Raw genomic sequence first — 19,775 nt, 5'->3', positions numbered from 1 at the left:
TGGCAGGGGGAAAAGGGTCATTCGTCGTCAGCGTGACTGTTGCCGCTGTCAGCGAAGTTCAGCCCGTGCTTGCGCAGTTTGTCGTGCAGGGTTTTACGCGGCACGCCCAATGCCTCGGCGAGGCTGCGCATGGAATTGTGGGTGCGCGCCAGTTCGGCGGCGATCAGGCTTTTTTCAAACTGTTCGACCTGTTCGCTCAAGCCGCCGGGCGTGCTGGTGAGGATGCCCGGCGAAGGGCTGTCCGGGGTGCTGTCCAGCGCCAGTTCAAGGCCCAGGGCGAAACGCTCGGCGGCGTTTTGCAGCTCGCGCACATTGCCCGGCCAGCTGTGACGCAACAACAGCGCGCGCTGGCCCGGTTGCAGCTCTTTCATCGGTAGCCCGTGGCGCGTGCTGGCTTCGTCGGCAAAGTGCTGGAACAGCATCAGCGCATCCTCACCCCGTTCGCGCAGCGGTGGAATGCGCAGCGGCGCAACGTTGAGGCGGTAATACAAGTCCGCCCGGAAGCGCCCCTGGTCGGCGGACTGGCGCAGGTCTTCCTTGGTGGCGGCGATGATGCGGATATCCAGCGGGATCAGCTGGTTGCCCCCCAGACGCTCGACCACACGCTCCTGCAACAGCCGCAGCAGCTTGACCTGCACATCCAGGCTCATGCTTTCGATTTCGTCGAGAAACAGCGTGCCGCCGTTGGCGAATTCGAATTTGCCGATGCGCCGCTTCTGGGCGCCGGTAAAGGCCCCGGGCTCATGCCCGAACAACTCGCTTTCCACCACCGACTCGGCCAGGGCGCCGGCGTTGATCGCCACAAACGGGCCGCTGCGGCGGTTCGACAGATCGTGCAGCGCACGCGCTACCACTTCCTTGCCGGCACCGGTTTCACCGAGGATCAGCACATCAGCCTTGGTCGCCGCCAGCGCGCCAATCTGCTCGCGCAGGCGCAGCATTTGCGGGGAGTGGCCCACCAGGCGTGTACTCAATTGCTGACGGTCGCTCAGGGCCAGGCGCAGGCTGCGGTTGTCCAGCACCAAGCGGCGCAGGGCCAGGGCGCGGCGCACGCTGTCGAGCAGGGCGTCACTGGCGAAGGGTTTTTCCAGGAAGTCGTAGGCGCCGGTGCGCATCGCCTGCACCGCCAGTGGCACGTCGCCGTGGCCGGTGATCAGCAGTACCGGCAGCTCCGGGTCCTGGGCGTGGAGTTCCTTCAACAGTTCCAGGCCGTCCATGCCGGGCATGCGGATGTCGCTCACCACAACCCCCGGCCAATCCCGGGACAGGCGCGCGGTCAGGCCCTGGGCTTCGCCGAGGGTCAGGACTTTCAGCCCGGCCAGGTCCAGGGTCTGGCAGAGGGCCTGACGCAGGTGTGGATCATCGTCGATCAACACCACCTGAATCTGGTTATCGATACTCATACACTGCGGTCCTCGGACGGTTGCAGACTGACACCCGGTGCTCCGGCGCGCAGTTTCAAGGTTAACAGTGCGCCGCCTTCCTTGTGGTTGGCGAACAACAGTTCACCGCCAAAGGCGCGCATCAGGGTGTCGCAGATCGCCAGGCCCAGCCCCAGGCCCTGGGTGCGGGTCTTGGTGGTGTAGAAGGGCTCGCTGGCGCGGCCCAGGGCTTCCATGCAGAAACCCGGGCCGTTGTCGCGAATGTACAGGTTGACGCCCTGTTCGGTGGTTTGGGCACTCAGCCAGAGTTTGCGCGGCGGGCCTTTTTCGGTCAGGGCGTCCAGAGCGTTGGCCAACAGGTTGCCCAGCACTTGGCGCAGGCGGGTTTCGCCGGCCGCCACCCACAAGGTGGCCTCGGGCAGGTCGCGGATCAGTTCCACTTCCATTGCCCGCCGCCGCTTGGCCAGCAGCGCCAGGGCATCGTCCAGGGCCGGTTGCAGGGCCACGCTTTCCGGCGCATGCCGGTCGCGCCGGGCGAAGGCGCGCAAGTGAGCGATGATCGAGGCCATGCGCCCGGTCAGTTCGCTGATCAGTTTGAGGTTGCCACGGGCGTCGTCGGTGCGCTCATGGTCGAGCAAAATCCCGGCGTTTTCCGCGTAGCTGCGAATCGCCGCCAACGGCTGGTTGAGTTCATGGCTGATACTCGCCGACATGGTGCCCAGCGCCGACAACTTGCCGGCCTGCACCAGGTCGTCCTGGGCGCGCACCAGTTCCTGCTGGGCATGTTCGCGTTCCAGCACTTCCTGCTTCAGCCGTCGGTTGAGGCCTTCCAGGTCGCTGGTCCGCTCGATCACGCGCATCTCCAGCTCGCGACGGGCCTTGGCTTCGAAGGCGATGCGTTCCAGGTAGTGACGACGGCGCTGCATCATCAGGCCGAGCAACAGCATCAGCACCAGCAAGGCGGCGCCACCCACCGCGACCACGGTGCGCACCGGGCGGCTGATCAAGGTGCGCGGCGCGAGAATCTCGACTTTCCAGCCGGTTTCGGCGATGTCGGTGGATTGGCGCACCCACGCCGTCGGGCTGAGGCTCAGCGGCTGCGGGTCGCGGGTCGGATAGGGCTGGATGGCGATGATGGCGCGGCGTTCTTCATCCGTCAGCGGCCGGGTGGCACGAAAGCGCCATTGCGGGCGCGAGGTCAGGATCACCACGCCGTTGTGGTCGGTGACCAGCAGTTGTTCGGGGGTGTTGCCCCACAGGCTTTCGGTGTGGTCCAGGTCGACCTTCACCACCAGCACGCCGATGATCTTGTCACCATCTCGCACAGCGGCGGCGAAGAAGTAACCGCGTTTGGCCGAGGTGGTGCCCAGGCCGAAGAAGCGCCCGAGGCGCCCGGCCATGGCTTCGCTGAAGTAGGGGCGAAAGGAAAAATTACGCCCGACGAAGCTGTCCTGCTTGTCCCAGTTGGACGCGGCGAGGGTCTTGCCGGTGGTGTCCATCAGGTACATCACTTCCACCCCGGCCTGGGCGGCGACGTCCTTGAGCAGGTGGTTGGCGTTGACCAGGTTGGTGCTGACGTGAGGCGCGTCGATGGCGGTGCGCAGGGCCGGCAGGTCACCGAGGATTTGCGGCAACACTTCGTAGCGGTGCAGGGTGCCCAGCAGGTTGGCGACGTACAGGTCCAGCGTCTGGCGGTTCTGGCCGGCCAGTTCGTTGCGGTAATAACGCTCGGCCAAGTGCTCCAGCGGCCACAACAGCGGTGCCAGGCATAGCGCCAGCAATGCCAGGCTGCGCCAGCGGGGTCTTCGCGGAAGGGGTGGAGTCATGGGAGTCATGCGCCTGTGGGTACAGGCGCATTATGCCTAGTGCTGCTCGGCAAGACACTCGCGCAATGCGTCATGCCACTGCGGTTGCGAGACATGCCATTGCTGTTGCAGGCGGCTGCAATCGAGGCGCGAGTTCAGCGGGCGCCTGGCCGGCGTTGGATAGGCGCTGGAGGGAATCGCTTCCAGCTCGGCGCAGGCACGACCGTTGGCCCGTAGTTGCTTGCCGATGGCCTGGGCAAAGCCGAACCACGAGGTCTCGCCCTGGGCCGTCAGGTGGTAGACACCCCAATCCCCGGCCTGGCCCGCCTGCCAGCGCTCGATCAGTGTACGGGTGCTGTTGGCGATGGTCCCGGCCCAGGTCGGCGCGCCGATCTGGTCGGCGACGATGCGCATCTGCGGTTTTTCCTGCAGCAGGCGTTGCATGGTCAGCAGGAAGTTCTTGCCGTGGGTCGAGTAGACCCAGCTGGTGCGCAGGATCAGGTGTTCACCGCCGACGGCCGCGATCGCCTGTTCGCCCGCCAGCTTGCTTGCGCCATAGACGCCCAGCGGGTTGGTTGCGTCGTCCTCGTTGTAGGGCGCGGCCTTGCTGCCGTCGAACACGTAGTCGGTGGAATAGTGAATCAGCGGAATGCCCAGTGCCTTGGCTTCCTCGGCAAAAATCCCGGGCGCGGTGGCGTTGATGGCGAAGGCCACGTCCGGCTCGCTCTCGGCTTGATCGACGGCCGTATGGGCGGCTGCGTTGATGATCAGGCCCGGGCGATGGGCGCGTACTTGGTCGCGGACCTGCTCGGGACGGGTCAGGTCAAGCTGGTCGCGGCCCAACACGACCAACTCGCCCAGGCCCTGGAGGCGCTGTTGCAGCTCCCGGGAGACCTGGCCGTGTTGGCCGCTGATGAGGATTTTCAACGGGCTGTTCATGGGAACAGGTCGGCTTCTTTCAGGCTTTTACCGTTCTGGTCCTTGGCGGACAAGGTTGGCGTGCCGGTCAGTTGCCAGTTGATGTTGAGGTCCGGATCGTCCCAGCGAATGCAGCGTTCTGCCGAGGGCGTGTAGTAATCCGTGGTTTTGTAGAGGAACTCGGCGTAGTCGCTGAGCACCACAAAACCATGTGCAAATCCCGGTGGAATCCACAGCTGGCGATTATTCTCCGCGGATAAATGCACGCTGGCCCATTTGCCGAAAAGTGGTGAGCCGCGACGGATATCCACCGCCACGTCCAGCACTTCACCGGCGGTTACACGCACCAGCTTGCCTTGAGCGTGTTCCACTTGGTAATGCAGGCCACGCAGCACACCCTTTTGAGAGCGCGAATGGTTGTCCTGCACAAACTCTTGTTGCAAACCGGTCGCCTGGGCGAAAGCCCGGGCGTTGAAACTTTCATAAAAAAAGCCGCGCTCATCGCCAAAAACCTTCGGCTCGATGATCAATACACCGGGCAGTTCAGTGGCGGTTACATTCATTTAGTTTCCCCAGCGAGAGTGAACAAGTACTGACCATAGCCGGTTTTGCCAAAATATTTGGCCCGTTCCAGTAAATGATCACGGTCGATCCAGCCGTTCTCGTAAGCGATTTCTTCCAGGCACGCCACTTTCAGGCCTTGGCGGTGTTCGATGGTCTGAACGTACGTCGAGGCTTCCAGCAGGCTGTCGTGGGTCCCGGTGTCCAGCCAGGCAAAGCCACGGCCGAAGCGTTCTACGTGCAGGTCGCCGCGCTGGAGGTAGGCGTTGTTGACGTCGGTGATTTCCAATTCGCCGCGCGGCGATGGCTTGACCGCCTTGGCGATCTTGATCACGTCGTTGTCGTAGAAATACAGGCCGGTCACCGCGTAGCTTGACTTTGGCTTGGCGGGTTTTTCCTCAATGGAAAGTGCGCGGCCTTCGCTGTCGAAATCGATCACGCCGAAACGCTCCGGGTCCTTCACCCAGTAACCGAACACCGTGGCACCAGATGGGCGCTCTGCAGCAGTGCGCAGTTGGTCGCCGAAATGCTGGCCGTGGAAGATGTTGTCGCCCAGGATCAGGCACACCGGATCATCGCCGATGAACTCTTCGCCAATCAAGAACGCTTGTGCCAGGCCGTCCGGCGACGGTTGTTCGGCGTAGGTAAAACGCACGCCAAACTGGCTGCCATCGCCCAGCAGGTTGCGGTATTGCGGCAGGTCTGCCGGGGTTGAGATCACGAGGATTTCCTTGATCCCGGCCAGCATCAGCACCGAGATCGGGTAGTAGATCATCGGCTTGTCATACACCGGCAGCAGTTGCTTGGAAACACCCAGTGTAATGGGGTGCAAACGGGTGCCGGAGCCACCGGCCAATACGATTCCCTTCATCATGCGATCAGATCCTTAAAGTCAGTGTTACCCAGTCGTTCACCCTGATAACTGCCGTCCTGGACCCTGCGGCACCATTCCAGGTTATCGAGGTACCACTGCACGGTTTTGCGCAGGCCGGTTTCAAAGGTTTCTTCGGGCACCCAGCCCAGCTCGCGTTCGATCTTGCTGGCGTCGATCGCGTAGCGCTGGTCGTGGCCCGGGCGATCCTTGACGAAGGTGATCAGGTCAGTGAATTTCTCCACGCCCGCCGGGCGTTGTGGCGCCAACTCTTCCAGCAGGCCGCAGATGCTGCGCACCACATCGATATTCTTCTGCTCGTTGTGACCGCCGATGTTGTAGGTCTCGCCTACCACACCTTCAGTCACCACTTTGAACAGCGCGCGGGCGTGGTCTTCGACGAACAGCCAGTCGCGCACTTGCAGGCCATCGCCGTACACCGGCAACGGTTTGCCCGCCAGGGCGTTGAGGATCACCAGCGGGATCAGCTTCTCGGGGAAGTGGAACGGGCCGTAGTTGTTCGAGCAGTTGGTCAACAGCACCGGCAGGCCGTAAGTGCGCTGCCAGGCGCGTACCAGGTGATCGGACGCGGCCTTGCTGGCCGAGTACGGCGAGCTTGGGGCGTAGGGCGTGGTTTCGGTGAACAGGTCATCGACGCCGTGCAGGTCGCCATACACTTCATCGGTGGAGATGTGGTGGAAGCGGAAGGCACTCTTGGCCGGCTCTTCCAGCTTCTGCCAATAACCGCGTGCGGCCTCCAGCAGGCTGTAGGTGCCGACGATATTGGTCTGGATAAAATCCGACGGGCCGTCGATGGAACGGTCCACATGGGACTCGGCCGCCAGGTGCATGATCGCGTGGGGCTCAAAGCGCGTCAGTATGGCGCTGACGGTGGCCTGGTCGATGATGTCGGCCTGGACGAACTCATAACGGCTATCGCTGGCGATGCTGGTCAGCGACTCAAGGTTGCCTGCGTAGGTCAGTTTGTCCAGGTTGAGCACTTCGTGCTCGGTGTGTTGAATCAGGTGCCGGATCAGAGCGGAACCGATGAATCCGGCGCCGCCGGTGATGAGAATGCGCATGTCGGAAGCCCTTTTCCTTAGACGGACATTAAGCGAATGGAGCATAGCTTGAGTTGTGGCGCGAGACGGTGCAAGGCCCGATGGCAATTTGCGTGCCGAAACACCGTATTTGCAGGGGTTGCGTAACCCCCTTCAACAATGGCGATATAGGCGCCTGATAAAAACACCAGGGGTCTTCACATGTTGCTCGCCACGTTGATTCATCGCGCCAGCCTGCCATGCCCGCAAGTCGGGCCTGTGCCTGCGACGCAGCTACTTGAGCAGCATTACGGCCTGGGTGGGGCGTTGCAGTCCCTCGGCAGCCAGCAAGACCTCAATTACCGTATCGACAGCGAGCGTGGCCGCTTTGTGCTGAAAATCTGCCGGGGCGACTACGCCGCCGTCGAGTTGCAGGCCCAGCACGCCGCTTTGAAGCATCTGCAGGGCCATTCGTGTGTACGGGTGCCCAAGGTGATCTCGTCGCTTGCTGGCGAAGAACTGCTGACCGAGACCGTCGCCGGGCAAACCGTGCACCTGCGGTTGCTGGACTACATCGACGGCCAGCCGCTGACCCATCTGCCCCATCTGGGGCGCGAGGTGATCGCAGGCTTCGGCGAACTCTGCGGGCGGATGAGCCAGGCGCTGGCCGACTTCGAGCATCCGGGCCTGGAACGTACCCTGCAATGGGACCCACGCCATGCCCTTGAGCTGATCACTCATTTGCTGTCGACCCTCGAAAACCTCCCGCATCGGGCCGGGCTGGAGCGCGTGGTGGAGCAGGTCGGGCAGCGTCTGCGGCCGTTGGCCGACCGCTTGCCCTGGCAAGCCGTGCACATGGACATCACCGATGACAACGTGGTCTGGCAGCGTGATGCCCAGCGGAATTGGCAGATTGAAGGCGTGATCGATTTTGGCGACCTGGTGCGCACCTGGCGCATTGCCGACCTGTCGGTGACCTGCGCGGCGCTGCTGCATCATGCCGAGGGTGATCCGTTCGCAATCCTGCCGGCGATCCAGGCGTGCCACCGGATCACGCCGTTGCAGCACGAGGAGTTGCAGGTGCTATGGCCGCTGATCGTCGCGCGGGCCGCGGTGTTGGTGCTGAGCAGTGAACAGCAGCAACGCCTGGACCCGGATAACGCGTACCTGTTGAAGAATGCCGAGCATGAGTGGGAAATTTTCCACGTAGCCACCTCGGTGCCCTTTGAATTGATGGAGGCGGCGATCCTGAACTGCGTCGGTGCCGAATTGCCGCCGATTGTCGGTGAAGGCTTCGCGCCTTTGTTGCCGGGGCTCGTTGGGCGTGAATTCGCGTTGATCGATCTGGGCGTGCTCAGCCCGCATTTCGAGGCCGGTAACTGGGAGCAGGAGGGCATTGATCGCCGATTGCTGGAACAAGCGGCCGTGGTCCATGGCCTGGCAGCCAGTCGTTATGGTCAATACCGTCTGTCCCGCACCCAACCAGACAGTGCCGTGGAGCCGGACACCTTCGCGCTTCACGTAGAACTGCACATGCCCTTGGGCGCCACGGTGGAAGCACCGTTCGCCGGCACCTTGCGCCATGGCGCCGACGGCCTGCTGAGCCTGCATAGCGCCCAGTTGAGTGTTCGGTTGTGGGGCGTGAACGCCTTGTTGAAGCACGGCGCCGCAGTGGTAAAAGGCCAGGTAATCGGCGACGTGGTCGCGCCGCTGACAGTACAACTGTGCCGCGCCGAGCTTGAGCCGCCGCTGTTCTGCTCGCCTTCCCGGGCGGCGGCATGGCAAACGCTCTGCCCATCCCCGGCTACCTTGCTGGGACTAGCCTGCGACGCCGAGCCGGAGCTGGACCCCGAAGCCCTGCTGGCGCGTCGGGACGCCAGTTTCGCCCGCTCGCAGAAGCACTATTACGTCGACCCGCCGCGCATCGAGCGCGGCTGGCGCAACCATTTGATCGACATGCAGGGCCGTTCCTACCTCGACATGCTCAACAACGTCGCCGTCCTCGGCCACGGTCACCCGCGCATGGCCGAGGTGGCGGCGCGGCAATGGTCGCTGCTCAACACCAACTCGCGCTTCCACTATGCGGCGATTGCCGAATTCTCCGAGCGTTTGCTGGCGCTGGCGCCGGACTCCATGGACCGGGTGTTTCTGGTCAACAGCGGCACCGAGGCCAACGACCTGGCGATTCGCCTGGCCTGGGCCTACAGCGGTGGGCGCGACATGCTCAGCGTGCTGGAGGCGTACCACGGCTGGTCGGTGGCGGCGGATGCGGTGTCGACCTCGATTGCCGACAACCCCCAAGCCTTGAGCAGCCGCCCGGACTGGGTGCACCCGGTGACCGCGCCGAATACCTATCGCGGCGAGTTTCGCGGGCAGGACAGCGCCCCCGACTACGTACGCAGCGTGGAACACAACCTGGCGAAAATCGCCGCGCAGAATCGCCAGCTGGCGGGTTTCATTTGCGAGCCGGTGTATGGCAATGCCGGCGGGATTTCCTTGCCGCCGGGATATTTGCAGCAGGTGTACGCGCTGGTTCGTGAGCAGGGCGGCGTGTGCATCGCCGACGAAGTGCAGGTGGGCTACGGCCGCATGGGGCATTTCTTCTGGGGCTTTGAAGAGCAGGGCGTGGTGCCGGACATCATCACCATGGCCAAGGGCATGGGCAATGGCCAGCCGTTGGGCGCGGTGATCACCCGCCGGGAAATCGCCGAGGCGCTGGAGGCCGAGGGTTACTTCTTCTCCTCATCGGGAGGCAGCCCGGTGAGTTGCCGGATCGGCATGGCGGTGCTGGATGTGATGGAGGAAGAAAAGCTGTGGGAAAACGCCCAGGAGGTAGGCGGACACTTCAAGGCGCGGTTGGAGGCGCTGGTCGAGCAGTATCCATTGGTGGGCGCTGTGCATGGTTCCGGGTTTTACCTGGGGCTGGAATTGGTCCGCGATCGACAGACCCTGGAACCGGCCACCGAAGAGACTGCGCTGCTGTGTGACCGGCTGCGGGAGCTGGGGATCTTCATGCAGCCCACCGGCGACTACCTGAACATCCTCAAGATCAAGCCGCCGATGGTCACCTCACGGCACAGTGTGGATTTCTTCGTCGACATGCTGGCGAAGGTTCTGGAGGAAGGCTTGTAACAATAAACTCGATTGTTATCGGTAAAATTTGATCATTTTTCGATGAGCGGATATTTATTAGCTTCAAAAGCCGATTTTTATCCGCTATAAAGGCGTCCACTTGCCCGCCGCCGAGGAGATGATTCATGAGCCGTATCGTTACCGTTGCCGCGACCCAGATGGCCTGTTCCTGGGACCTTGATGCCAATCTCGAAACCGCTGAAAGGCTGGTGCGTGAGGCCGCCGCCAAGGGCGCGCAGATCATCCTGATCCAGGAGCTGTTCGAGGCCCCGTACTTCTGCCAGAAGCCGAACCCGGACTACCTGCAACTGGCGACCACGGTTGAAGATAACGTCGCGATCAAGCACTTCCAGAAGGTCGCCCGGGAACTGCAGGTGGTGTTGCCCATCAGTTTCTATGAACTGGCCGGCCGCGCGCGTTTCAACAGCATTGCGATCATCGACGCGGACGGCTCCAACCTCGGGATTTATCGGAAAAGCCACATCCCGGACGGCCCGGGCTACCATGAAAAGTATTACTTCAACCCCGGCGACACCGGCTTCAAGGTGTGGAACACCCGCTACGCGAAGATCGGCGTGGGCATCTGCTGGGACCAGTGGTTCCCGGAAGCCGCCCGCAGCATGGCGCTGCAAGGCGCGCAAATCCTGTTCTACCCGACCGCCATCGGCAGCGAGCCCCACGACAAGACAATTTCGTCCCGTGACCACTGGCAGCGGGTACAGCAAGGCCATGCCGGCGCCAACCTGATGCCGCTGATCGCCAGCAACCGCATCGGTAACGAGGAGCAAGACGGCTACGACATCACTTTCTACGGCTCGTCCTTCATTGCCAATCAGTTCGGCGAGAAAGTAGAAGAACTCAACGAAACCGAAGAAGGCATCCTGGTGCACCGCTTCGATCTCGATGAACTTGAACACATTCGCAGCGCCTGGGGTTCGTTCCGCGACCGCCGTCCGAACCTGTATGGTGCGCTTAAAACCCTCGACGGTTCCCTGGAGTCCTGAATCGCCATGACCACTTTGCACAGCACCCCCCGCGCCGACGGCTTCTACATGCCTGCCGAATGGGCGCCACAGACCCAGACCTGGATGATCTGGCCCGAACGCCCGGACAACTGGCGCCTGGGCGGCAAGCCGGCGCAGGCCGCCCATGTGGCGGTGGCCAAGGCCATCGCACGTTTTGAACCGGTGACCGTGGCGGTCTCGGCCGGCCAGTACGAAAACGCCCGGGCGCGCCTGGACGTGCCGAATATTCGCCTGGTGGAAATGTCCAGCGACGACGCCTGGGTCCGCGATACCGGGCCGACCTTCGTGATCAACAACAGCGGTGAAGTGCGCGGTGTGAACTGGGACTTCAACGCCTGGGGCGGTTTTGATGGTGGCTTGTACTCGCCGTGGAACCGCGACTCCCAGGTGGGCGGCAAGATCCTCGAGATCGAGCGCAGCCCGCGTTATCGCACCGAAGGGTTTGTGCTGGAAGGCGGTTCGATCCACGTCGACGGCGAAGGCACCCTGATCACCACCGAAGAATGCCTGCTTAACCGCAATCGCAACCCGCACCTGCAGCGTGAGGAAATCGAAGCGGTGCTCAGCGCAAACCTGGCGGTGGATAAGATCATCTGGTTGCCGGATGGCCTGTTCAACGACGAAACCGACGGGCATGTGGATAACTTCTGCTGCTACGTACGCCCGGGCGAAGTGTTGCTGGCCTGGACCGACGACCCGCAAGACCCGAACTATGCGCGCTGCCATGCCGCCATGGACGTACTGCAAAGCAGCACCGACGCCCAGGGCCGCTCGTTCACAGTGCATAAAATGCCGATCCCGGGGCCGCTGTACGCCACCGAGGAAGAATGCGCAGGCGTGGACCCGGTAGACGGCACCCAGGAGCGCAATCCCACCGTGCGGTTGGCCGGTTCCTACGTCAACTTCCTGATCGTCAACGGCGGCATCATCGCGCCGAGCTTCGACGACCCGCTGGACAGCCGCGCCAAGGAGATTCTGCAAAGCCTGTTCCCGCAGCATGAAGTGGTGATGGTGCCTGGCCGCGAACTGTTACTGGGGGGTGGCAACATCCACTGCCTGACCCAGCAACAGCCGGCCCCGCACAAAAACTGAGTGCACTTGTAACAGCCTGGTGCCGGGTTTAACGGCAATCGAGTGCGCCATGTTTTGCGCGCTCACAGCAAGCCCGCGGCCCGTCAGGTTCGCGGGCTTTTTTGTGTGCAAGTGCCGACAAACCGGGCACATTGGCATAGCTCTTGTATCGCTGTTGCGACACACAGCACGGTGTATGACTAAGCGGTTCTGTCATAAACCTTGAGTAAGTTAGCCGCTCATGCCGTCGGAGAGAGCGCTGAAATGAATGCCGATATCAACCTGATGTACACGCGCACGTTCCACCCTTTGCGGGTGAACGGTGACGCGATCCACGCGCTGGCGCTCTGGTTGAAGGCAAACGGTTCGCGGCAGATCAGGACGCCCGACCCGCGCCGGGTGATGAGCGAACGGTACCCGGCGGGGCTGTTCAGCGAGGACGAGGTGCAGGCGTTGTGTGAATTGATGCAAGGCTGACGGTTGTTTTCAATGTTGCACTGGACCTTGTGGTGAGGGAGCTTGCTCCCGCTGGGCTGCGCAGCAGCCCCAAAACAGATCATCGAGTTCTATCTGAAAAAACACAGTCGCCTATTTTGGGGGCGCTTCGCACCCCAGCGGGAGCAAGCTCCCTCGCCACGCAAGCCTGTTAGAAACTGTAGGTTCCGGTCACCACCAGACTGCGCGGGTCGCCGAACTGAATCTGCGCCGCACTCGTCGCTGACGCGTAGTACGTCTTGTCGCTGATATTGTTCAGCGCCGCCCGCACATCCCATTCCTTCTGCCGGAACCCGGCCAGTGCGTCCCAACGCCCATAGCCCGGCAACAATACCGTGTTGGCGTTATCCGCATAGCGCTCACCCACCAGCGTCAGCCCGGTTTCCGCGTACCAGCCCATCTCCGGTTTCCAGGTGACGAACAGGCTCGCGTTGCGCTTGGCCACGTCGCTGATGCGCTTGCCTTCAAATCCATTGTTGTCTTTCACCACCGTGGCGTCCTGCAGGCCGACGCCACCGCGCACGTACCAGTTGCCGATGATCTTGCCGGTAGCGGTCAACTCCACGCCACGGGAACGCTGCTCGCCGCTGAGCAGGGTGATGGTCGGGTCAAGCGGGTCGCGGGTGCGGCGGTTGTAGAGCTCCAGTTCATACACCGCCAGGGTGGTGCTCAGGCGGTCGTCGAGCCAGTCGCTCTTGACCCCGATTTCCTTCTGTTTGGTCAGCTCCGGGCTCAGGTCGTTGGCGTTGCCCGTGGCATTGGGCGTGATGCCGATCAGGCCGCCGCCGGTCGGCGAGAACGTCTTGCTCCACGAGGCATAGAACGAATGGTGTTCCAGCGGCGTCCAGACCAGGCCCACGCGCGGGCTGGTGCTGTGGCTCACGACCTGCTCCGAGGCCTTGGTCAGCTTGTTGGTGGACTCCACATCAAAGCGGTCATAGCGCAAACCGGCGAGCAGTTGCCATTGATCGTTCAGGCGCAGTTGGTCCTGCACATACAGGCCCTGGCTTTGCGCTTCGGTGTGACTGCTGCTGAATGCCGGCAGGCGACCGTAGTGGCGCAGGTCCGGGTTGGGGTTGTACACATCCACGCTCGGCACAGCGGCGAGCGGCGCTCGATAGAGTTTCGGGTCACGGCGCTGGTTGCCCAATTCCACTCCGGTGAGCAAGCGATGCTCCAGGCCGAAGGTGGTGAAGCCGCCTTCCAGTTCGACGTTGTTGAGGATGTTGCGGGTGGTCAAGTCCTGCTGCCAGCGCTGGCGCCCGACCTTGCCGGTTTTTGGGTCGTAGCTGACGGCGTAGGTGTTATCGAAGTCGCTGTCTAGGGTGAACACGCCCAACGTATGGCGCAGTTGCCAACTGTCGTTCAGCTCATAGGCAAGCCGCGAACGCAGGGATTGGGACGTGTCGTCGATGTAATCGCGCTTGTCACCATAAGTGGTGCCGCGGCTGACATCCGCCGGCCGCCCATTGACCCCGGGAATGCCCCGGTCCGGCGTGCGGTTGTAGCGGCTGTATTCGTACTGCACCAGCCAGTTCAGGTCGGGGCTCAGTTGCCAGCTCATGGACGGCGCAAACAGTTGGCGATTGCCGCTGACGCCGTCGCGGAAACTGTTGTTGTCCTGGTTGCCCATGTTCAGGCGCAGGCTGATGGTGTCGGTGGGGTCGGTGCTGAGGTCGGCGTACAGGCTGCGCAAATCATTGCTGCCGCCCTGGGCCTCGATGCTGGAGGCGCGACCGGCCTGGGGCAGCTTGCTCACACGGTTGACGATGCCGCCCTGGCCGCCGCGGCCGTACAACACGGCTGCCGGGCCCTTGAGTACTTCGATGCGTTCGATGTTGTGCAGGTCGCGCACGTATTGGCTGTCGTCGCGAACGCCGTCCAGGTAGAAATCGTTGCTGGCGTCGAAGCCACGGATGCGCAGGCTGTCGAACCGTGTGTCGGCGCCGCTGCTGACGTTGGGTATACCGCTCAAGGCCTGGCCCAGGTCATTGGTGCCGTAGGAACGCAGGTTGTCGGTTTTTACCGAGTCGATGGCCTGGGGCACATAACGCACGGGTGTGGCCGTGCGAGTGGCGGTGCTGGTTTCCTTGACGCGCGGGTCGTCCTCTTCAGCTTCGGCGCTCACGGAGGTTTCCGGCAGGACAGTGGCAGCGCAGGTAAATCCGGCAGACAGCAGGACAGAGAGCCCAAGGGTCATGGGCGTCAGGCGAAGGGCAGGCATCGGGGTGTGTATCCAAAAAGGTTGGCAGAATAAAAGCGCGTTAATGGTAATGCTTACTATTTGCGCAGGTTATCTATTCCTGGGCGGACCTTTCTGAAAAATGTTACGGCGTATGTTTTGCAAGGGTATTCGACCGATTCTCGAAACAGTCTGAAAACCGATCCGGGGTTTTTCCCAATTGTGCGTAAGACTAATCTGCCGGTCATCAACATCCATCGGAGCCCGTCATGTCGGCAGCCACACTTCACTACATTTACGACCCGCTGTGCGGTTGGTGTTACGGCGCCGAGCCGCTGCTGAGCGCCGCCCGGAGCGTGTTACCGATCCAGTTGCACGGCGGCGGCATGATGACCGGCGCGAATCGCCAATCCGTATCGCCGCAGTTGCGTGACTACGTAATGCCCCACGACCGGCGCATCGCCGAGTACACCGGGCAACCGTTTGGCGAGGCGTATTTCGAAGGTTTGTTGCGGGACCATACTGCGGTGTTCGATTCAGCCCCGCCGACCAGCGCCGTGCTGGCGGCAGAAAAAATTGCCGGTCGCGGGCTGGAATTATTGGCGCGTCTGCAAACGGCGCACTACGTCGAAGGTCGCAGAATTGCCGATAAGGACGTGCTGCTGACCCTGGCCGAATCCATCGGTTTGGATCCCCAAGCCTTCACCGCCGCTTTCAGTGAAATCCTTGGCGCAGCAACTCAAGCGCACATCAATGACAGCCGCCAATGGCTGGCAAAGGTCGGCGGCCAGGGCTTCCCCACACTGGCCCTGGAGCAGAATGGGCAGCTGCAATTGCTCGATATCAGCCCCTGGTTGGGCAAGCCAGAAGCCTTCGTTGAGTGGCTGAGACAAAGAGTCGCAATTTCGATTCAACCCACCCAATCGAGTGCACCAATGTGTGGCCTGCAGGGGTGTGCAGATCCAGGAAGCGCTTGATAGAGCCTTGCGCAATGATGGCTATTTAATGGTTCTTAGACTTTTTTAGCCTAAATACAGAAGATTCACGAAATTGACACACAGTAAAGGGCGCGGATAGGATTCGCCCCAACGCCTGTGGCTAACCGCCATGACTTCCCCAATAAAAAAAGGCCCGCGGCATTTCACGTCGTCCGCGGGCCTTTTTTTATCTGGGAAAGTCGACACCAGAAAAGCAACACGGAGCCTGGTGTCACAGCGCGTACTCAACCAGTAATAAGGAATATAAGAAAATGTTGAAGCAACGGATGGGGCTGATCGCTCTGGGGATTTTGAGCGCTACGCAAGCAATGGCTGACGACCAATCCCAATCGAAGGGTTTTGTTGAAGACAGCCACCTGAACATCGCGGCACGCAACGCTTACATCAGCCGCGACTACAAAAACGGCAAGCAAGACAAAGCCGAATGGGGCCAGGGCTTCATCGGCAAGTTCGAATCCGGTTTCACCCAAGGCACCGTTGGTGTGGGTGTGGACGTGATCGGCCAATACGCCATTCGCCTGGATGGTGGTAAAGGTCGCAGCGGCGCTGGCGGTATCGACTTCTTCAAGCAAGGCGACAGCGGCGAAGCGGCCAACGACCTGGCCAAGGGCGGCGCTGCCGTCAAGGCACGCATCTCCAACACCGTGATCAAGTACGGTGATCAGATGCCAGCCGTGCCGGTCCTGGAATACGACAACTCCCGCCTGTTGTCCGAAACCTATACCGGTACCTCGATCGTCTCCAAGGAAATCGCCGGCCTGCAGCTGGACGCTGGTCACTTCACCAAGGAAGCTCGCAAGAGCGCCGAGGGTTCCGACAGTGGCGCGCTGAAAAGCATCGACTACATCGGCGGTAGCTACAAATTCACCGAAAGCCTGTCGGCAGCGCTCTACGCTTCCAACATGCAGGACGTGCTGAAGAAGCAATACGTCAACGTCAACTACGTGCTGGCCCTGCCAGAGAAGCAATCGTTGACCTTCGACTTCAACGGCTACAAGACCAAGCTCGACCGTAGCTTCGCCCTGGAAAACCAAGGTGACGCCGACGCTCGCGACAACAAAATCTGGAGCCTGGGCGCCACGTGGGCCGTTGGCCCGCACAGCTTCACCGTGGCTCACCAGCGCAGCACCGGTGACACCGGTTACCTGTACGGCGGCTACCGCAACGCAGGCGGCATCGGCGACGGTGGCAACACCATCCTGCTGGCCAACTCCTACTGGTCTGACTTCAACGGCAAGGACGAGCGCTCCTGGCAAGCAGGCTACGGCCTGGACTTCAGCGCCTTCGGCGTGCCTGGCCTGACCTACAACATCGCCTACGTGCGCGGCACCAACATTGACGACGGTTCCAACCGCGGCAGTGGCACCGAGCGTGAAATCTTCAACCAGTTCAAATACGTAGTACAGAGCGGCCCGGCCAAAGACCTGAGCCTGCGTGCCCGTGCGTCGTGGTTGCGCGTTTCCAACAACGCCAGCAACTACAACGTGGGTGGTAACGAGATCCGCCTGTTCGCCGACTACCCAATCAACGTTTTCTAATTGATTCGGCGTCGCGCCTGATTCAAGGCGATAAAAAACCCCGACTGGTTCGGGGTTTTTTTATGCCTGCGATCAGCGCTTGCTGGCGGCTGCGATGATCACATCTGCGACCTTTTGCGGCTGCGACAGCATCGGCACATGGCTGGTTTGCACCACGGTGGTGGTGGCATTGATTTTCTTCGCGTAGGCCTGCTCCAGGCCCGGGTCGATCATGCGGTCCTTGGCGGCGACGATGTAATAGTTGGGTTTGGTTTTCCAGGCGGCGACCGTGATTTTATCGTCGAACGCCTTGCCCAGAATCGGCCCCTGGGTCACGGCAATCAGGTTGGCCTGGTCGGCAGGCAAGTCCTGGGCGAAGTTTTTCGCCACGGACGCGGCGGGCAAATACAAGTAGCCGGAAGCGTCGGCACTGATGGTCTCGATACCCGGCGGGGTTGGGTAGCCTTTCTCGGGCTCGGCAGAGCTCTGGCCCTCGGACGGCGCGAACGCGGCCACATAAACCAGTGCCTTGACCTTGTCGCTGGTGCCGCCCTGTGTGATCACACTGCCGGCCCACGAATGGCCCACCAGAACCACTCGCCCACTCTGGGCATCAATCACCCGCTGGGCGGCGGCCACATCATCGGCCAGGGACGTCAGCGGGTTTTGCACCGCCACCACCTTCAAGCCTTTGGCCTGCAACAGCGGAATCACCTTGTTCCAGCTGGAGCCATCGGCAAAGGCGCCGTGCACCAGCACCACGGTGGTGTCCGATAGCGCCGGGGTGGCGGCATAGGCCTGGCCGGTGAGCATCGCGGCGGCCATCAGTGTAGGCAGCAACAGGGTTTTGACTGTGGATTTAAGCATGTGGGGCACGTCCGTAAGTGAGGGGTTATCGGCCAGCACTCAAGGCGTTTGCAGCCTGCCTTAAGCATGTAGGCAAGACGCGCGGGGAGGGGGGTTATTCCAGGGAGCAGTAAAAAAAACGCAGCGCCGGACGTCTCGATTGATTACATGGCATCACTAATGAAGTACTCCGCCCCACCTTTATCCACCTCAGGCAACCTCTTAAATTGGCCTCACTGCCTGCCCACCATGTCGATGGGCAAGTCACTGGAGCCTTGTCATGCCATTTGTCAGCGTACGTATCACCCGCGACGGCGTTACCTCGGAGCAGAAAGCCCAGGTCATTGCCGAGATCACCGAAACCCTCGAACGCGTCCTCAACAAACGCCCCGACCTGACCCACATCGTCATTGAAGAAGTCGACACCGATAACTGGGGCTACGCCGGCATCACCACCACCCAGTACCGCAAACAGCTCGCGGAAAATCCGTCATGAGCACGCCTGTCACCATCGACTTCATCTCCGACGTGGTGTGCCCGTGGTGCGCCCTCGGCGCCACCGCCCTGGAACAAGCCATCGACAACCTGGCGGGTGAAGTGACGGTTGAACTGACCTTCAAACCCTTCGAACTCAACCCCGACATGCCGGCCGAAGGCGAAAACGCCGTTGCCCACATGATGCGCAAATACGGGCGCAGCGCTGAAGAAGTTGCCAGCGGCAAAAGGATGTTGATGGAGCGAGGCGCGGCCATCGGCTTCACCTTCGACCTGGAAAAGCGCAGCCACTTCTACAACACCTTCGACGCCCATCGGTTGCTGTTCTGGGCGTTGCAGCAAGGGCGCCAGCTCGAGCTGAAAAAGGCGCTGTTGCGCGGGTATTTCAGCGATGGCCAGAACGTCAGCGACCACGAAACCCTGGCGCGTCTGGCCGCCGAGGCCGGGCTGGACATTGAAGGCGCACGACGGGTGCTGGGCTCTACCGCCTACGCCAATGAAGTGCGCGAGCTGGAAGCGTTCTACCGCGAGCACGGCATCAACTCCGTACCGGCCATGGTCCTCAATGGCCGCCAGTTGGTCTCCGGGTCGCAATCCGTCAGTTACTACGAACAGATGCTGCGGGAAATGTCCGCCGCGGCTGCTTGAACCATCCCATTTTCCCTATAGAGGTTTCATCATGAGCAATTCGAAAAAAGTCGTTGTGATCACCGGCGCATCCCAAGGCCTGGGCGCTGCTGCAGTGAAGGCTTACCGCGAGCTGGATTACCGCGTGGTTGCCACCTCCCGTTCGATCAAACCGTCGACGGATCCGGACATCCTCACCGTGGCCGGCGACATCGCCGACCCGGCCACCGCCGAGCGCGTCATCCGCGAAGGCGTAGCGCGTTTTGGCCGCATCGACAGCCTGATCAACAACGCTGGGATCTTCGTTGCCAAACCGTTCACCAGCTACACCCACGAAGACTACGTAAACGTGTTGGCGGTGAACCTGAACGGGTTCTTCTACATCACCCAACTGGCGATTACCGAGATGCTGAAACAGGGCGCCGGGCACATCGTCAACATCACCACCAGCCTGGTGGACCACGCGATTGATGGCGTGCCGTCGGTGCTGGCCTCGCTGACCAAAGGCGGGCTGAACTCGGCCACCAAATCGCTGGCGATTGAATACGCCAAGCGCGGCATTCGCGTGAACGCGGTGAGCCCAGGGATTATCAAAACGCCGATGCATGGGGAAGAGACGCATGCGGCGTTGGGCAGCCTGCATCCGGTGGGGCACATGGGTGAAGCGCGGGATATAGCGCAGGCGATTGTGTACCTGGAATCGGCTGGGTTTGTGACCGGGGAAATTCTGCATGTGGACGGTGGGCAGAGTGCTGGGCACTAAGCGATACGGCTGAATAAAAACGCCCCGGACAGTGATCGTTCGGGGCG

At 61.6% G+C, this 19,775-nt stretch carries 17 protein-coding genes; 9 read left to right on the top strand and 8 right to left on the bottom strand.

Annotated elements, in window-relative coordinates; all coding sequences use genetic code 11:
- Positions 1–17: 17 nt before the first annotated feature.
- Genes HX807_RS05490 through rfbB form a run of 6 tightly spaced genes read right to left on the bottom strand, consistent with a single transcriptional unit; the run spans position 18 to position 6,619 of the window.
- The gene (locus HX807_RS05490; protein WP_003213224.1) at positions 18–1,403 is read right to left on the bottom strand and encodes a sigma-54 dependent transcriptional regulator; all 1,386 of its coding nucleotides are present in this window, start codon (positions 1,401–1,403) and stop codon (positions 18–20) included.
- Complete coding sequence (locus tag HX807_RS05485) at positions 1,400–3,208, bottom strand: ATP-binding protein (protein ID WP_023659335.1); 1,809 nt, start codon at positions 3,206–3,208, stop codon at positions 1,400–1,402. Before HX807_RS05485 ends, HX807_RS05490 begins: the two co-directional genes overlap by 4 nt.
- A gap of 36 nt (positions 3,209–3,244) precedes the next feature.
- A complete protein-coding gene (gene rfbD, locus HX807_RS05480; RefSeq protein ID WP_134325556.1) occupies positions 3,245–4,126 on the bottom strand; it encodes a dTDP-4-dehydrorhamnose reductase in 882 nt (293 codons plus the stop codon).
- Positions 4,123–4,668 carry a dTDP-4-dehydrorhamnose 3,5-epimerase gene (gene rfbC / locus HX807_RS05475; protein ID WP_003213229.1) on the bottom strand — a complete coding sequence of 182 codons (546 nt, stop codon included), beginning with the start codon at positions 4,666–4,668 and terminating at the stop codon, positions 4,123–4,125. The genes rfbD and rfbC overlap by 4 nt, the downstream gene beginning before the upstream one ends.
- Positions 4,665–5,540, bottom strand: a complete 876-nt coding sequence (rfbA, locus tag HX807_RS05470) for a glucose-1-phosphate thymidylyltransferase RfbA (RefSeq protein WP_003213231.1) — start codon at positions 5,538–5,540, stop codon at positions 4,665–4,667. Before rfbA ends, rfbC begins: the two co-directional genes overlap by 4 nt.
- Positions 5,537–6,619 carry a dTDP-glucose 4,6-dehydratase gene (gene rfbB / locus HX807_RS05465; RefSeq protein ID WP_003213232.1) on the bottom strand — a complete coding sequence of 361 codons (1,083 nt, stop codon included), beginning with the start codon at positions 6,617–6,619 and terminating at the stop codon, positions 5,537–5,539. Before rfbB ends, rfbA begins: the two co-directional genes overlap by 4 nt.
- Before the next feature lie 180 nt (positions 6,620–6,799).
- Between rfbB and HX807_RS05460 the strand changes: the two genes are divergently transcribed.
- The 4 genes from HX807_RS05460 (at position 6,800) to HX807_RS05445 (ending at position 12,282) form a co-directional block, all read left to right on the top strand.
- On the top strand, positions 6,800–9,709 hold the full coding sequence (locus tag HX807_RS05460) for an aminotransferase (RefSeq protein WP_177049457.1): 2,910 nt from the start codon (positions 6,800–6,802) through the stop codon (positions 9,707–9,709).
- A gap of 125 nt (positions 9,710–9,834) precedes the next feature.
- Complete coding sequence (gene aguB, locus HX807_RS05455; protein ID WP_177036533.1) at positions 9,835–10,713, top strand: N-carbamoylputrescine amidase; 879 nt, start codon at positions 9,835–9,837, stop codon at positions 10,711–10,713.
- Positions 10,714–10,719: 6 nt separating this feature from the next.
- Positions 10,720–11,826, top strand: a complete 1,107-nt coding sequence (gene aguA / locus HX807_RS05450; RefSeq protein WP_102604451.1) for an agmatine deiminase — start codon at positions 10,720–10,722, stop codon at positions 11,824–11,826.
- A 243-nt stretch (positions 11,827–12,069) separates the two neighbouring features.
- Positions 12,070–12,282 (top strand): hypothetical protein, encoded by a 213-nt coding sequence (locus HX807_RS05445; RefSeq protein ID WP_003213240.1) that lies wholly within the window; start codon positions 12,070–12,072, stop codon positions 12,280–12,282.
- A gap of 169 nt (positions 12,283–12,451) precedes the next feature.
- Here the strand turns inward: HX807_RS05445 and HX807_RS05440 are convergent, their stop codons facing one another.
- A complete protein-coding gene (locus HX807_RS05440) occupies positions 12,452–14,524 on the bottom strand; it encodes a TonB-dependent siderophore receptor (RefSeq protein ID WP_177049456.1) in 2,073 nt (690 codons plus the stop codon).
- A gap of 227 nt (positions 14,525–14,751) precedes the next feature.
- Between HX807_RS05440 and HX807_RS05435 the strand changes: the two genes are divergently transcribed.
- Both HX807_RS05435 and HX807_RS05430 read left to right on the top strand, forming a co-directional pair.
- Entirely contained in the window at positions 14,752–15,459 is a 708-nt protein-coding gene (locus HX807_RS05435; RefSeq protein WP_003213244.1) for a DsbA family protein, read from the top strand.
- A 272-nt stretch (positions 15,460–15,731) separates the two neighbouring features.
- Positions 15,732–17,018, top strand: coding sequence for an OprD family porin (locus HX807_RS05430; RefSeq protein ID WP_003218115.1), 1,287 nt, complete (start codon positions 15,732–15,734; stop codon positions 17,016–17,018).
- Between the two features lie 72 nt (positions 17,019–17,090).
- Here HX807_RS05430 and HX807_RS05425 read toward each other — a convergent pair whose 3' ends face one another.
- Positions 17,091–17,864 carry an alpha/beta fold hydrolase gene (locus HX807_RS05425; protein ID WP_177049455.1) on the bottom strand — a complete coding sequence of 258 codons (774 nt, stop codon included), beginning with the start codon at positions 17,862–17,864 and terminating at the stop codon, positions 17,091–17,093.
- A 259-nt stretch (positions 17,865–18,123) separates the two neighbouring features.
- Between HX807_RS05425 and HX807_RS05420 the strand changes: the two genes are divergently transcribed.
- Genes HX807_RS05420 through HX807_RS05410 form a run of 3 tightly spaced genes read left to right on the top strand, consistent with a single transcriptional unit; the run spans position 18,124 to position 19,728 of the window.
- Positions 18,124–18,339, top strand: a complete 216-nt coding sequence (locus tag HX807_RS05420) for a 4-oxalocrotonate tautomerase family protein (RefSeq protein WP_003218111.1) — start codon at positions 18,124–18,126, stop codon at positions 18,337–18,339.
- The gene (locus HX807_RS05415; RefSeq protein ID WP_177049454.1) at positions 18,336–18,986 is read left to right on the top strand and encodes a DsbA family oxidoreductase; all 651 of its coding nucleotides are present in this window, start codon (positions 18,336–18,338) and stop codon (positions 18,984–18,986) included. Before HX807_RS05420 ends, HX807_RS05415 begins: the two co-directional genes overlap by 4 nt.
- A 31-nt stretch (positions 18,987–19,017) precedes the next feature.
- Complete coding sequence (locus tag HX807_RS05410) at positions 19,018–19,728, top strand: SDR family NAD(P)-dependent oxidoreductase (RefSeq protein ID WP_003218108.1); 711 nt, start codon at positions 19,018–19,020, stop codon at positions 19,726–19,728.
- Positions 19,729–19,775: the final 47 nt, after the last annotated feature.

This window comes from Pseudomonas sp. D8002 (genome assembly GCF_013385695.1).
Classification (GTDB): Bacteria; Pseudomonadota; Gammaproteobacteria; order Pseudomonadales; family Pseudomonadaceae; genus Aquipseudomonas.
This window is presented reverse-complemented; position numbering and strand designations above follow the sequence as displayed.

Excerpts from the sequence above, each read along its gene's own strand:
- HX807_RS05490 (WP_003213224.1), bottom strand. The coding sequence starts at position 1,403 with ATGAGTATCGATAACCAGATTCAGGTGGTGTTGATCGACGATGATCCA.
- HX807_RS05485 (WP_023659335.1), bottom strand. The coding sequence starts at position 3,208 with ATGACTCCACCCCTTCCGCGAAGACCCCGCTGGCGCAGCCTGGCATTG.
- rfbD (WP_134325556.1), bottom strand. The coding sequence starts at position 4,126 with ATGAACAGCCCGTTGAAAATCCTCATCAGCGGCCAACACGGCCAGGTC.
- rfbC (WP_003213229.1), bottom strand. The coding sequence starts at position 4,668 with ATGAATGTAACCGCCACTGAACTGCCCGGTGTATTGATCATCGAGCCG.
- rfbA (WP_003213231.1), bottom strand. The coding sequence starts at position 5,540 with ATGATGAAGGGAATCGTATTGGCCGGTGGCTCCGGCACCCGTTTGCAC.
- rfbB (WP_003213232.1), bottom strand. The coding sequence starts at position 6,619 with ATGCGCATTCTCATCACCGGCGGCGCCGGATTCATCGGTTCCGCTCTG.
- HX807_RS05460 (WP_177049457.1), top strand. The coding sequence starts at position 6,800 with ATGTTGCTCGCCACGTTGATTCATCGCGCCAGCCTGCCATGCCCGCAA.
- aguB (WP_177036533.1), top strand. The coding sequence starts at position 9,835 with ATGAGCCGTATCGTTACCGTTGCCGCGACCCAGATGGCCTGTTCCTGG.
- aguA (WP_102604451.1), top strand. The coding sequence starts at position 10,720 with ATGACCACTTTGCACAGCACCCCCCGCGCCGACGGCTTCTACATGCCT.
- HX807_RS05445 (WP_003213240.1), top strand. The coding sequence starts at position 12,070 with ATGAATGCCGATATCAACCTGATGTACACGCGCACGTTCCACCCTTTG.
- HX807_RS05440 (WP_177049456.1), bottom strand. The coding sequence starts at position 14,524 with ATGCCTGCCCTTCGCCTGACGCCCATGACCCTTGGGCTCTCTGTCCTG.
- HX807_RS05435 (WP_003213244.1), top strand. The coding sequence starts at position 14,752 with ATGTCGGCAGCCACACTTCACTACATTTACGACCCGCTGTGCGGTTGG.
- HX807_RS05430 (WP_003218115.1), top strand. The coding sequence starts at position 15,732 with ATGTTGAAGCAACGGATGGGGCTGATCGCTCTGGGGATTTTGAGCGCT.
- HX807_RS05425 (WP_177049455.1), bottom strand. The coding sequence starts at position 17,864 with ATGCTTAAATCCACAGTCAAAACCCTGTTGCTGCCTACACTGATGGCC.
- HX807_RS05420 (WP_003218111.1), top strand. The coding sequence starts at position 18,124 with ATGCCATTTGTCAGCGTACGTATCACCCGCGACGGCGTTACCTCGGAG.
- HX807_RS05415 (WP_177049454.1), top strand. The coding sequence starts at position 18,336 with ATGAGCACGCCTGTCACCATCGACTTCATCTCCGACGTGGTGTGCCCG.
- HX807_RS05410 (WP_003218108.1), top strand. The coding sequence starts at position 19,018 with ATGAGCAATTCGAAAAAAGTCGTTGTGATCACCGGCGCATCCCAAGGC.